Annotated in this window: 12 protein-coding genes; 6 read left to right on the plus strand and 6 right to left on the minus strand. The window is 67.4% G+C overall.

Translation table 11 applies throughout. The features are described from left to right. Positions 1–56 precede the first annotated feature (56 nt). Positions 57–932 (plus strand): acetyl-CoA carboxylase, carboxyltransferase subunit beta, encoded by an 876-nt coding sequence (gene accD, locus A9976_RS16130; protein ID WP_013801012.1) that lies wholly within the window; start codon positions 57–59, stop codon positions 930–932. 78 nt (positions 933–1,010) lie between these two features. Here the strand turns inward: accD and A9976_RS16135 are convergent, their stop codons facing one another. After that, on the minus strand, positions 1,011–1,568 hold the full coding sequence (locus A9976_RS16135; protein WP_013801011.1) for a YggT family protein: 558 nt from the start codon (positions 1,566–1,568) through the stop codon (positions 1,011–1,013). Between the two features lie 90 nt (positions 1,569–1,658). On the opposite strand from A9976_RS16135, the gene A9976_RS16140 reads away from it, so the two are divergent. From A9976_RS16140 to A9976_RS16160, 5 genes are all read left to right on the plus strand, one after another. Continuing rightward, a complete protein-coding gene (locus tag A9976_RS16140; protein ID WP_183019832.1) occupies positions 1,659–2,333 on the plus strand; it encodes an LON peptidase substrate-binding domain-containing protein in 675 nt (224 codons plus the stop codon). A gap of 248 nt (positions 2,334–2,581) precedes the next feature. Then, entirely contained in the window at positions 2,582–4,141 is a 1,560-nt protein-coding gene (gene lysS / locus A9976_RS16145; RefSeq protein WP_012207047.1) for a lysine--tRNA ligase, read from the plus strand. Between the two features lie 92 nt (positions 4,142–4,233). Beyond that, the gene (locus A9976_RS16150; RefSeq protein ID WP_183019833.1) at positions 4,234–5,250 is read left to right on the plus strand and encodes a hypothetical protein; all 1,017 of its coding nucleotides are present in this window, start codon (positions 4,234–4,236) and stop codon (positions 5,248–5,250) included. Positions 5,251–5,360: 110 nt separating this feature from the next. Further along, positions 5,361–6,443: a diguanylate cyclase domain-containing protein gene (locus A9976_RS16155; protein ID WP_183019834.1), complete on the plus strand. Its 1,083-nt coding sequence runs from the start codon at positions 5,361–5,363 to the stop codon at positions 6,441–6,443. Between the two features lie 110 nt (positions 6,444–6,553). Beyond that, positions 6,554–7,222 (plus strand): mechanosensitive ion channel family protein, encoded by a 669-nt coding sequence (locus A9976_RS16160; RefSeq protein ID WP_183019835.1) that lies wholly within the window; start codon positions 6,554–6,556, stop codon positions 7,220–7,222. A 69-nt stretch (positions 7,223–7,291) separates the two neighbouring features. Here A9976_RS16160 and purT read toward each other — a convergent pair whose 3' ends face one another. The 5 genes from purT to nagZ form a co-directional block, all read right to left on the minus strand. Further along, on the minus strand, positions 7,292–8,509 hold the full coding sequence (purT, locus tag A9976_RS16165) for a formate-dependent phosphoribosylglycinamide formyltransferase (protein ID WP_183019836.1): 1,218 nt from the start codon (positions 8,507–8,509) through the stop codon (positions 7,292–7,294). A 110-nt stretch (positions 8,510–8,619) separates the two neighbouring features. Next, entirely contained in the window at positions 8,620–9,282 is a 663-nt protein-coding gene (locus A9976_RS16170) for an N-methyl-D-aspartate receptor NMDAR2C subunit (RefSeq protein ID WP_183019837.1), read from the minus strand. Positions 9,283–9,300: 18 nt separating this feature from the next. Then, on the minus strand, positions 9,301–9,960 hold the full coding sequence (locus tag A9976_RS16175; RefSeq protein WP_183019838.1) for a cold shock and DUF1294 domain-containing protein: 660 nt from the start codon (positions 9,958–9,960) through the stop codon (positions 9,301–9,303). Positions 9,961–9,967: 7 nt separating this feature from the next. Continuing rightward, positions 9,968–11,071, minus strand: a complete 1,104-nt coding sequence (locus A9976_RS16180; protein ID WP_183019839.1) for a 6-phosphofructokinase — start codon at positions 11,069–11,071, stop codon at positions 9,968–9,970. Positions 11,072–11,182: 111 nt separating this feature from the next. Beyond that, a complete protein-coding gene (nagZ, locus tag A9976_RS16185; protein WP_183019840.1) occupies positions 11,183–12,274 on the minus strand; it encodes a beta-N-acetylhexosaminidase in 1,092 nt (363 codons plus the stop codon). Between the last annotated feature and the right edge of the window lie 2 nt (positions 12,275–12,276).

Below are 12,276 nucleotides of genomic sequence, written 5' to 3' on the forward strand. Positions count from 1 at the left end.
TGCAGCCCTTGCATGCGGCCCGGTGCCGCATGCCCTGCGCCTGAAAAGGAAACACCATGTCCTGGCTTGAAAAACTCCTGCCTGCCAAAATCCAGCAAACCAACCCCACGGATCGCCACCAGCAGATCCCCGAGGGTCTGTGGATCAAGTGCCCGAGCTGCGAGACCGTGCTCTACAAGGCCGATCTGGAGAAAAACCAGAACGTCTGCCCCAGCTGCAGCCACCATCACCGCATCGGCGCCCGCGCCCGCCTGAACCATTTCCTGGATGCCGAAGGCCGCTATGAAATCGGCCAGGAAGTCATTCCCGTCGACGCCCTGAAGTTCAAGGACAGCCGCAAGTACCCCGAGCGCCTCAAGGAAGCGCTGGAGAACACCGGCGAGACCGATGCCCTGGTCGTCATGGGCGGCGCCATCAAGAGCGTCAACGTGGTCGCAGCCTGCTTCGAGTTCGAGTTCATGGGCGGCTCCATGGGCTCCGTGGTCGGCGAGCGCTTCGTGCGTGGTGTCGAGACCGCCATCGAGCAAAAGGTCCCCTTCATCTGCTTCACCGCCACGGGCGGTGCGCGCATGCAGGAAGGCCTGCTGAGCCTGATGCAGATGGCCAAGGCCAATGCCGCGCTCACGCGCCTGGCCAAGAAGGGCCTGCCCTACATCTCGGTACTGACCGATCCCACCTTCGGGGGTGTCTCCGCCAGCTTCGCCTTCGTGGGAGACATCGTCATTGCCGAGCCCAAGACCCTGGTCGGCTTCGCCGGCCCCCGCGTGATCGAGACCACCGTGCGCGTGAAGCTGCCCGAAGGCTTCCAGCGCGCCGAGTTCCTGCAGGACAAGGGCGCCGTGGACATGATCGTGGACCGCCGCGAGCTGCGCGACCGCATCGCCGCATCGCTTGCCATGCTGCAGCGCCTGCCGGCCGACGCGGTCCAGTAAAGCCTCGCGCAGACACAAAAAAAGCCGCCGCAGGTTGATGCCTGCGGCGGCTTTTTCACGTCCGGGAAACTGGGGAAATCAGGCCAGCAGCATCAGTCCCGAGCCCTGGATATAGCCCAGCACCATCAGCGCGATCTGCAGCAGCACCAGAGCCACCAGCGCCGACAGATCGATACCTCCGATCAGCGGAACAACACGGCGGATGGGCCGCAGCATGGGCTCGGACAGGCGCTGCAGCACGCCATACATCGGCGACTGCGGCTGCACCCACGACAAGATGGCATAGATCAGCAGCACGCCCACCATGCCCGACAGCGCCACGCGCGCCAGGCCGCACAGCGCCAGCCAGGGCAGGGCAACCACGGTGGACTGTCCTCCCATCAGCAGCCACAGCAGCACGAACTGCAGCATCTGCAGCAGGAAGGCGGCGATCAGGCTGGACATATCCCAGCGTCCGGCCGGCTTGATGATGCGGCGCAGCGGCATCACGATCCAGTCGGACAGCGCAAACACCAGTTGGCCGACCGGGTTGCCGAAGGGTACGCGCTGGGCCTGCATGTACATGCGCAGCAGGCAGACGCCGGTCAACAGGCCAACGACCACGTCGAGCAAAAAGGAAACGATCTGAAAAAGCATGGCGTTGTAGGACTGCGGGAGGAAGATCGGACCACGGCCATCCGGCCTTGGCACAGCATGGGATGATAGCTGCCGCATCCCGCCCATCACATGACCGTCCCTACCGCACTGCACTCCCTGCCGCTGTTCCCCCTGGGCAGCGTCCTCTTTCCCCAAGGCCTGCTGAGCCTTCGCGTCTTCGAGGTCCGCTACCTGGACATGATCCGCAAGTGCGAGCGCACGGGCGCTCCCTTCGGCGTGGTGGCGCTGCAGGCCGGCAGCGAAGTGCGCAAGGCCGGCGCGGCCGCCGAGCAATTGCACGCCGTGGGCACGCTGGCCCGCATCGTCCGGTTGCAGCAGCCCCAGCCCGGCCTGCTGCACCTGCAGTGCGAGGGCACGCAGCGCTTTCGCCTGCAGGAGCACCGCCAGCTGCCCCACGGCCTCTGGGTGGCCGATGTGCAGATGCTGCCTGCCGATGCCGCCGTGCCCATCCCCGGCCACCTGCTCGCCACCGCCCAGGCTCTGGCCCAGGTGCTGATGCAGCTGCATGCGCGCTCCACCGACGCCGACCATGCCCGACTGCCCAGCGCCGAACAGATGGGCGACTGCGGCTGGGTGGCCAATCGCTGGACCGAACTGCTGCCCATGCCGGTCTCCATCAAACAGCAGCTGATGGCGCTGGACAGCCCGCTGGTGCGGCTGGAGCTCGTGGCCGATGTGCTGGAGCGCAGCGGCATAGGCCATGCCCAGGGCCCGGCACCCGGCTCCTCGTCCGCCGGGCACTGACGAATTGGCAGGACTGCGGCGTCATACCGCAGCGGAGTCCGGCACATTGGCAGCACTGCGCACCGAAAGCGCGCCAAAAAACTTAAAATCGCCGATTCAGCCCGCCAGCTGCGGGGCTTGCCGGTGGCATTTGCTGCCGCCGCTGCACCGTCCAGCCCCTGCCTCCTGGCTTTTTTTCGGCTTCCCCCGGCTTTTTCCCCTCCGGCTTTTTTCCGGCCCCTCGGCGTTTTGCGCTGGTGCTCATTGTCATGACCGAACACAACACCCCTTCCGCAGCGGACCAGACCGCTCCCCAGGACGAAAACCAACTCATCGCCGAGCGCCGCGAAAAACTCAAGGCCCTGCGCGAACAGGTCCGTGAACAGGGCGGCGTGGCCTTCCCCAACGACTTCAAGCCCGCCGACCGCGCCGAGGCACTGCAGCAGGCCCATGCCGACAAGAGCGCCGAGCAGCTTGACGCCGAAGCCGTGCAGGTCAGCCTGGGCGGCCGCATGATGCTCAAGCGCGTCATGGGCAAGGCCAGCTTTGCCACCATCCAGGACGGATCGCTGGGCCCCACGCACGGCCGCATCCAGCTGTACATCACGCGCGACACCGTGGGCGAAGAGGTCTATGCGGCCTTCAAGCGCTGGGACCTGGGCGACATCCTGGGCGCCGAGGGCACGCTGATGAAGACCAAGACCGGCGAGCTGTCGGTCAAGGTTCAGACGCTGCGCCTGCTCACCAAGAGCCTGCGCCCCATGCCCGACAAGTTCCACGGCATGGCCGACCTGGAGCAGAAGGTGCGCCAGCGCTACGTGGACCTGATGATGGACGAGCAGGCCCGCCGCCGCTTCATCGCACGCAGCAAGGCTGTCTCGGGCATCCGCGAATTCATGGTGGAGCACGGCTTCCTGGAAGTGGAAACGCCCATGCTGCACCCCATTCCCGGCGGTGCGAACGCCAAGCCCTTCGTCACCCACCACAATGCGCTGGACCAGGAGATGTACCTGCGCATCGCGCCCGAGCTGTACCTCAAGCGCCTGGTGGTCGGCGGCTTCGAGCGTGTGTTCGAGATCAACCGCAACTTCCGCAACGAAGGCATCTCGGTGCGCCACAACCCCGAGTTCACCATGATGGAGTTCTACGCGGCCTACTGGAACTACCGCGACCTGATGGACTACACCGAGGCCCTGGTGCGCGACGCCGCGCAAAAGGCCGTGGGCACGCTGCAGCTGACCTATGGCGGCAAGCCCGTGGACCTGTCCCAGCCTTTCCAGCGCCTGACCATTCCCGAGGCCATCGTCAAGTTCACCGAAGCCGGGGACAAGGTGGCCGACCGCGAATGGCTGACCAATGCCCTGCGCAAGCTGGGCATGACGGAAGAAAAGGACCGCCTGTCCACCCGCACCCTGGCCAGCCTGCAGGTGCTGTACTTCGAGGAAGTGGTGGAAGAAAAGCTCTGGCAGCCCACCTTCATCATGGAGCACCCCACCGAGATCTCGCCGCTGGCACGTGCCAATGACGAGCGCCCCGAGGTCACCGAGCGCTTCGAGCTGTACATCACGGGTCGCGAATTCGGCAACGGTTTCTCCGAGCTCAACGACGCCGAGGACCAGGCGGCGCGCTTCAATGCCCAGGTCCAGGCCAAGGACGGTGGCGACGACGAGGCCATGTACTTCGACCACGACTTCGTGCGTGCCCTCGAGTACGGCATGCCCCCCACGGGCGGCTGCGGCATCGGCATCGACCGCCTGATGATGCTGCTGACCGACAGCGCCAGCATCCGCGACGTGATCCTGTTCCCCGCCCTGCGCCGCGAACAGTAAAGCCCACGGCGTCCAGCGCCCGTGCGCGTTGCCGGCTCAAGCCGCCTGCGTTCCCTTGGGAGCCCGGCGGCTTTTCCCTATACTGGCTCGCCATGCACATCCCCACCTACTGGGCGCAGGCGCGCCTGCGGCATGAAAGCCGCCCCACCCACGGCATCACCGTCCAGCGCTGGGGATGGTCCGACACCAGCCAGGAAGCCGCCCAGGCCCACGCCCAGGAGCGTGCCGCCAAGGCCCTGGAAGACGCCCGCAATGCGGCGCTGCCCCCTGGCGAGCCCCGCATGGAATGGAAGAACGAGTACGCGCTCGACGGCTTCACCACCCCCATCCGCGAAGAAGTCCTGCAGCGCCGCGACGGCACGGTGATGACGCGCAACAGCTACGGCGCCCACTGCCTGAACACCGAGCGCGTGGCCATCGCCGATATCGACCTGCCCGAGCCGCCGAGCGCCGTGCGCTTTCCCGTCGTGACCCTGTTGTTGCTGGCTTCGGCCGCCATCTGGCTGGCCCGGCTGGCACCGTACAAGAACAATTCGCGGATGGTGGCCACGGCCCTGGTCGTGCTGCTGCTGTTCCTGGCCATGCGGCGCGTGCAGCGCTGGTGGGAAGCACGCCAGGCGCGCCGGCGTGCGGCCACGGACTCGCCGGCCACGCGCGCCATGGAGCGCGTCCAGGCCTTCCACCAAACCCATCCCGACTGGGGACTGCGCGTCTACGAAACACCCAAGGGCCTGCGCGTCATCGTCACGCATGCCGAATTCTCATCGGACGATCCGGCCGTCGAGCAGTGGTTCGGCGCCTTGCAGGTGGACCCGCTCTACGCCCTGCTGTGCGAGCGCCAGCGATGCTTTCGTGCGCGTGTTTCGGGCAAGCCCTGGCGCATGGGGCTGACCGGCCTGTCCACTTCGCTGCGCAGCTGGCCCGTTCCAGAAGACCGGCAACAGGAGCGCCGCCAGTGGGCACTTGCCTATGACAGGAAAGCCCAGGGCTTTGCGGCCTGCAGGCTGCTGCAGCAACTGGGCAATCCCCGTATCTGCCCAGGCGCCCAGGCCTTTGTGCAGTGGCATGACGAAGCCAGCCACGCCGGCACGGATCTGCCGCTGGCCTGACAAAGGCCCCGCACACACAATCGCACACGGAAGCGACACCAGAATTACACTGGCGCCATCCCCACGCCGCGCACTGCGCGGCCCCTTGATCCATTCCTGGTTTCGCAGCCATGAAGGCCATGCCCCCCGCCCCACCACCCCTGCCCACCGACAGCGCCGACTCCCCCGCCATCGAGCCCAGCGGAGCGCGCTTCGCCAAGCCAACGGACGAGTCCGCGCCCTTTTGCGTGCTGGTCGTGGAGGACCAGGCCTCGGTGCGCACCAGCCTGGTCAGCGAGCTGCTGCACGCGGGCGTGACCCGCGTGCTGGAGGCTGCCGATGGCCCCAGCGCCCTGGAGCTGTTCCGCGAGCAGCGTCCTGACCTGGTGCTGCTGGACATACGCCTGCCCGGCGAGGATGGCTACTGGGTAGCCCGCCAGCTGCGCGAGGCCGAGCCCGGCGAATGGACGCCCGTGATCTTCCTGTCAGGCCTGGACAACGACCTGGACGTGTGGCGCGGCATCGAGGCCGGAGGCGACGACTACCTCGTCAAGCCCGTCAAGCCCATCGTGCTCGTGGCCAAGCTGCGCGCCATGCGCCGCTTGCTGGACATGCGCAGGCGCCTGGTATCGCTGTCGGCCGAGTTGCACGAGGCCAACCAGAAGCTCAATGAAATGGTCGAGCTCGACCAGCTCACGGGCCTGGTCAACCGCCGTGGCTTCGATCGCATCCTGCATGCCGAGATCGCCTCGGCCCGCCGTGAAGGCCAGCCGCTGACATTGATGCTCTGCGACCTGGACCATTTCAAGCGCTACAACGACACCTACGGCCATGTGCATGGCGACGAATGCCTGAAACAGATCGGACGCCTGCTGCGCGAGGTCTGCGTGCGCCCGCGCGATGTGGCGGCGCGCTATGGCGGCGAGGAATTCGCGCTCATCCTGCCGCGCACGCCGCGCTCGGGCGCCATGACGTTTGCGCGCGCCGTGGGCCAGATGCTGCGCGTGCTGCGCATACGCCACCCCGATTCGCCCCATGAATCGGGTCTCACGCTGTCGGGCGGCATCACCACCTGCGTGCCCGACGAATACACCAGCGCCGAAGCCATGCTCATGCGTGCCGACCAGGCCTTGTACGCCGCCAAGGCCCAGGGGCGCGACCGATTCTTCAGCTTCGAGATGCAGATGGACACGGTGGAGCAGCGCCGCACCTGACCGCCCGGGCTTGCGCCTGCGCTTACGATCGCACCTGTATTCCGGCGGCTCCCCCTGCGCAGCCGCCAGACCTTGCCTGCAGATCCCTGTTTTTCTGAATGCCCGAAGTTATGCGTCGTTTTCAAGCACACCTGCCCGCCTGGATGCAGGAATGGCTGGAGTTCCTCATCCCCGGTGCCCAGATCCTCCTGATCATCGGGGCGGCCTGGCTGCTCAACCGCCTCGTGCGCCGGCTGATCGCACGCGCAGGCCGCCACTACGGCCTGCCGCCGGAGCTGCTGGTGCCGCTGCGCGGCGTGTTCCGCTGGATTCTCATTGCCGCCACCGTGCCACTGGTGCTGGAGCGCCTGGGCGTCTCGGCCACCGTGCTGTGGACGGCCTTCACCGGCTTTGCCACCGTGGGCGCCGTGGCCTTCTTCGCTGCCTGGAGCGTGCTGTCCAACCTGTTTTGCGCCCTGCTCATCGTCATCGTCGGGCCCTTTCGCCTGGGCGACTACATCGAGGTGCTGGACACGGCCGAAAAGCCCGGTGCCAAGGGCCGCGTGATCGACATCAACATGCTCTACACCACCTTGCAGGACGCCCATGCGCCCGATGGCTCACCCAATCTGCTGCAGATCCCCAACTCGCTGATCTTCCAGCGCGTGGTCCGGCGCTGGAAGGGGGGCCTGGGCGCGGACGGCGAGCATGCCAGCCATGGCGAGGAGGAGCGCGCCATCCGGCTGACCACGCCGCATGATGCCCAGCCCTCGCAACCTCCCATGCACACGACCAACTAAGGCCGGCACCGCATGAAAAAAGCCGCCGCCCGGCAAAGGGACGGCGGCTTCGCCATTGAGCAGCGCGCCTCAGGGCTTGCGCGGCCGGACCTTGCTGGCGGCCAGCTTGGCGTTGGTGCGCGCCTGCTCCACATCCTGGGCACGCGCCAGGGCCACGCCCATGCGGCGCTTGACGAAGCTCTCGGGCTTGCCGAACAGGCGCAGGTCCGTGGCCGGCACGGCCAGGGCCTCGTCCACGCCGTCGAACACCAGGCCTTCGGCATCCTGCCCGCCATAGATCACGGCGCTGGCGCCGGGGTTGCGCAGCGAGGCATCCACGGGCAGGCCCAGGATGGCGCGCGCATGCAGCTCGAACTCGCTTTGCCACTGCGTGGCCAGCGTGACCAGCCCCGTGTCGTGCGGGCGCGGCGAGACCTCGCTGAACCAGACCTGCTCGCCCTTGACGAACAGCTCCACGCCAAACAGGCCCAGGCCGCCCAGGTCATCGGTCACCGCCTTGGCGATGTCGCGCGACTTCTGCAGCGCGGCAGGGTGCATGGGATGGGGCTGCCAGCTTTCCACATAGTCACCGGACTGCTGGATGTGGCCGATCGGATCGCAGAAATGCGTCTGCACCTGGCCGTCCGCACCCTTGGCGCGCACCGTGAGCTGGGTGATCTCGTAGTCGAAGTCGATGAAGCCTTCGACGATCACACGGCCATGGCTCACGCGGCCGCCGGCCATGGCGTAGTCCCAGGCCTTGGCCACGTCGTCCGGGCCGTCCAGCTTGCTCTGGCCCTTGCCCGAGCTGCTCATCACGGGCTTGACCACGCAAGGGAAGCCGATGGCGGGCTGGCCATCCGTGCCGTCGATGGCGGCCTGCAGCTCCTGCTGCGAATCACAGAAGCGATAAGGGCTGGTGGCCAGGCCCAGCGTCTCGGCGGCCAGGCGGCGAATGCCTTCGCGGTCCATGGTCAGGCGCGCGGCGCGGGCCGTGGGGATCACGGTGACCACGCCTGCCGCTTCCAGCTCTTCGAGCATGGGCGTGGCAATGGCCTCGATCTCGGGCACGACCAGGTCGGGTTTCTCGGCCCCGATCAAGGCCTTGAGCTGGGCCGGATCGCTCATGGTGATGGTGCGCGCGTGGTGGGCCACCTGCTGGCCGGGCGCGTTCTCGTAGCGGTCCACGGCGATCGTCTCCACGCCCAGGCGCTGCAGCGCGATCAGCACTTCCTTGCCGAGTTCGCCGCTGCCCAGCAGCATGACTTTGGTGGCATGGGGGGAGTAAGGGGTTCCAAGGGTGGTCATCTGCGCGTCCTGTGAGCCAGGCAGAGCCTGGGCAAGATAAGAAAGAGAGGGAGGCAGGCCTGCACGGCCCGCAGCAGCCCCCGATCATAGGACGCCGACGCAGGCGCCGCCTACAAACCCAGCGCCTGCGCGAGGTTGCGCCGCGCCCGTGCCTCCAGCCGTTGCCGGAACCAGTCGGTGCAGTAGATGGCCTCGCGCTGCATGAAGCCCTGCAGCACATCGCGGCGCCTGGCGCGGTACAGCGGCAAGGGCACCCATTCGTATTCGGCCCGCACCTGCAGCTCGTATTCGGCAAACCGCAGGGGGTCGGCCGCCAGAATGCCCAGGTCGGCATCCACCAGCAGTCGGGCGTCGATTCCGGATGGCTGTGCAGCGTGGCAGGTCGCCATGATCAGACCGTGCACGCGCCCGGCTATATCGGCAGGCAGACCCTGCCCGCGCAGCACGGCGGCGGCCCAGTCGGCGCTGCGCGCCTCGTTGTCCTTGGCTTGCGTTTGGTAGACAGCGTCGTGGAACCACAGCGCCAGAGCCACCTCGCCGGGGTGCTCGGCCAGGCCCAGCGCCGGTTGCAGCAGGCCCATGGCCTCGCCCAGATGCTGCAGCGTGTGGTAGTGGCGCTGAGGCTCGCTGTAGCTTTGCAGCAGCTCGGCCAGCACAGGCTGCGGGGCGCTGGCGCCCAGTGCGGACCAGGCACTCTGCCAAGATGCCTGCCAGGTCTGCAGCGACGCATCGTTTGCGGTGGGCATTTCGGGCCGAGGTCCAGCATGGGTCATCGCCAGTTCCTTCAATTTTCAGAAGATGCCGGGCGCCAGCGCCCGCAGCGGCGCACCTGCCGATGACAGCAGCCATGCCAGCAGGCCGCAGTTGAGCACCACGGTGATCCAGAACACCAGTTGGAATGAAGCCTTGCTGGACTTGTGCCGCAGCAGCCCTTGCGCGAGCAGCGCGCCGGGCCAGCCGCACAGCAGTGCCAGCAGGTGCAGACGGCTTTCGCTGGTGCGCCAGCGGTCGTGCCTGGCGGCGGACTTGTCGAATCCATAGACCATGAAGGTCACAAAGCTTGCCGCCGCATACAGGCCGACCAGTTTCCAGGGCATGCGGCCGCTCCAGGCAACGGCCAGCAGCACGCAGAAGAAGGCAGCGGCCAGGCCCACCGCCACCGGGCCTCGCACAGGCGGCTGAGGCCGCGAAGGCATGCCGGCACGGCTTCGCCGCGCAGGCTGCGGGCGGCCGGTCCTTGACTCGCCAATGAAGGCCACATCCTGCGCGCGCCATTTTCCCTGGGCGTTGCGGCCGGGCACGTAGCTGACGCGCTCTCCTCCCTCGGGCCTGCGGCGACGATCGGTGAAGGACTTGATATGGACAAAGACCTGCGCTCCACCGCCATCGGGTTCGATGAAGCCAAAGCCCTGCTCGTCCTTCCAGCCTGTGATGCGCCCTTGCTGTCGCATGGCGGGCTCAGTGGCTGCCGGCGGTGGCCGGCTGCGAAGGCGAAGCGGGCTTGCATGGCTCACCCAGGCAAATGCCTATGTCGCGCGCCATGGTGAGCAGTCCGTGGTCCAGGGGCACGGTGCGCTGGGTGTTGGCCACGCGGGAGATTTCCACGCTTCCGATCTCGCCGCCCTGCAGCGTGACCATGCGGCCGAAGCGCCCCGACAGCACCAGTTGCGCCGCATGGTGGCCATACTGCGTGGCCAGCACGCGGTCAAAGGGCGTGGGGTCGCCGCCCCGCTGCACATGGCCCAGCACCGTGGTGCGCACCTCGCTCCTGAGGTGGGGCTGCAGGCGCTCGCGCAGCACATGGCCGACGCCGCCCAGGCGGACCGGGTCGGGGCTTTGCTCGATGCGCTCGCGCACCGTGAGGCTGGCGCCGCTTTCCTTGGCGCCCTCGCCGATGCAGATGATGGTGTAGCGCTGGCGCTGCTCGCGGCCCCGGCAGAAATCGACGATGGCCTGCAGGTCGTAGTCGATCTCGGGCAGCAGGATGACGTCGGCCGCACCGGCGATGCCGGCCTCCAGCGCCAGCCATCCGGCATGGCGCCCCATGGTCTCGACGATCATCACGCGGTGGTGGCTGTTGGCCGTGCTCTCGATGCGGCGCAGCGCCTCGGTGGCCGTGGCCACGGCGGTGTCGAAGCCAAAGCTGCGCTCGCAGTTGGCAATGTCGTTGTCTATGGTCTTGGGCACGCCCACGCAGGTCAGTCCCACCTGTTCTGCCAGGCCATGCGCCAGGCTCATGGTGCCGTCGCCGCCGATGGCCACCACCACGTCCAGGCCCAGCGCCCTGACATTGCGGCCCACATGCTCCAGCGTGGCCGCATCGCGCAGGGGGTTGGCGCTGTTGCTGGTGCCCAGGATGGTGCCGCCCACATGCAGGATGCCCGAGACCTCGTCCCAGCCCAGCGGCTTGACGCCGGGCGGGTCGAGCATCAGGCCCTCGAAGCCGTCGGCGATGCCCAGCACCTCGCACTGGCCGTGGTTGATCAGGGACTTGGTGACCGCACGGATCACCGCATTCAGGCCGGGGCAGTCGCCACCTCCGGTCAGCACGCCAACGCGCATGGGAAAACTCTCCTGTGAAACACCGGCCGACGCGCCCTTTACGACACGCTCATGCCTTTGCAAAGCCCGCCTTGGCCCCCGGAGCGGCCAGCGGCGGCGTCCTTCAATCCATCAAGGCAGCAGGTCCAGCGCCTGCAGATAGGCAGGCTGGCGCATGAGCTCGTCCCAGGGCTGGGGCACGGTCTCCGGCAGCAGGGCCACGCGGCGCGATTCGCTGTCGGCATCGGGCTGCCAGCGGCCGCTGCGCTGCGCGGCCTCCATGCCCGCCAGCAGCTCGTCCACATGCTCGCCCAGGCCCAGGCTCTGGTTGCACAGCAGCACCATGTCGCAGCCCGCCTCCAGCGCGGCCAGGGCCGCGTCGGTATAGCCGATGAGCTGGCCGTCGATGCGGCGCGCGCCCTCCATGCTCAAGTCGTCGCTGAAGATGGCGCCGTCGTAGCGCAGGCGGCTGCGCAGAATGTCCTTGAGCCACTTGGCGGAAAAACCTGCCGGGCGCTTGTCGACCTTGGGGTAGATCACATGGGCCGGCATCACGGCCGTGAGCACGCTGGACAACCAAGGATAGGGCGCGGCGTCCTCGCCCAGGATGGCGGTGAGGCTGCGGCCATCGACCGGAATGTCCACATGCGAATCGGCCTTGACGAAGCCGTGGCCGGGAAAGTGCTTGCCGCAGTTGCCCATGCCGGCCTGCAGCAGGCCGTGCATGAGGCTGCGGGCCAGCGCGGCCACCACGCGCGGGTCGCGATGGAAGCTGCGGTCGCCGATGACGCTGCTGGCACCATAGTCAAGATCCAGCACCGGGGTGAAGCTGAAATCCACGCCGCAGCCGCGCAGCTCGGTGCCCAGCACATAGCCGGCCGCCGTGGCGGCATTCATGGCGGCCAGGGCGCCGCTGCCTTCACGGTGCTTGCTGCCCTTGCCGTCGTCCATCCACATCTGGCCGAAGGCGCGCATGGGCGGCAGGTGCGTGAAGCCGTCAGCGCGAAAACGCTGCACGCGCCCGCCCTCATGGTCCACGCAGATCAGCAAATCGGGCCTGACCGCCTTGATATCGGCGCACAGCTGCACCAGCTGATCGCGGCTTTCCCAGTTGCGGGCAAAGAGGATGATGCCGCCGACCAGCGGATGCGCCAGGCGCTGGCGGTCCACATCGGTGAGTGCCTTGCCGGCGATGTCGATGATGAGGGGTGCGTGCTCGGTCATGC

It is taken from the genome of Delftia sp. UME58, assembly GCF_014170385.1.
Lineage (GTDB): Bacteria > Pseudomonadota > Gammaproteobacteria > Burkholderiales > Burkholderiaceae_C > Comamonas > Comamonas acidovorans.

What these genes read in the sequence shown, in the direction of transcription:
- accD (WP_013801012.1), top strand. Translation starts at nt 57, where the DNA reads ATGTCCTGGCTTGAAAAACTCCTGCCTGCCAAAATCCAGCAAACCAAC.
- A9976_RS16135 (WP_013801011.1), bottom strand. Translation starts at nt 1,568, where the DNA reads ATGCTTTTTCAGATCGTTTCCTTTTTGCTCGACGTGGTCGTTGGCCTG.
- A9976_RS16140 (WP_183019832.1), top strand. Translation starts at nt 1,659, where the DNA reads ATGACCGTCCCTACCGCACTGCACTCCCTGCCGCTGTTCCCCCTGGGC.
- lysS (WP_012207047.1), top strand. Translation starts at nt 2,582, where the DNA reads ATGACCGAACACAACACCCCTTCCGCAGCGGACCAGACCGCTCCCCAG.
- A9976_RS16150 (WP_183019833.1), top strand. Translation starts at nt 4,234, where the DNA reads ATGCACATCCCCACCTACTGGGCGCAGGCGCGCCTGCGGCATGAAAGC.
- A9976_RS16155 (WP_183019834.1), top strand. Translation starts at nt 5,361, where the DNA reads ATGAAGGCCATGCCCCCCGCCCCACCACCCCTGCCCACCGACAGCGCC.
- A9976_RS16160 (WP_183019835.1), top strand. Translation starts at nt 6,554, where the DNA reads ATGCGTCGTTTTCAAGCACACCTGCCCGCCTGGATGCAGGAATGGCTG.
- purT (WP_183019836.1), bottom strand. Translation starts at nt 8,509, where the DNA reads ATGACCACCCTTGGAACCCCTTACTCCCCCCATGCCACCAAAGTCATG.
- A9976_RS16170 (WP_183019837.1), bottom strand. Translation starts at nt 9,282, where the DNA reads ATGACCCATGCTGGACCTCGGCCCGAAATGCCCACCGCAAACGATGCG.
- A9976_RS16175 (WP_183019838.1), bottom strand. Translation starts at nt 9,960, where the DNA reads ATGCGACAGCAAGGGCGCATCACAGGCTGGAAGGACGAGCAGGGCTTT.
- A9976_RS16180 (WP_183019839.1), bottom strand. Translation starts at nt 11,071, where the DNA reads ATGCGCGTTGGCGTGCTGACCGGAGGTGGCGACTGCCCCGGCCTGAAT.
- nagZ (WP_183019840.1), bottom strand. Translation starts at nt 12,274, where the DNA reads ATGACCGAGCACGCACCCCTCATCATCGACATCGCCGGCAAGGCACTC.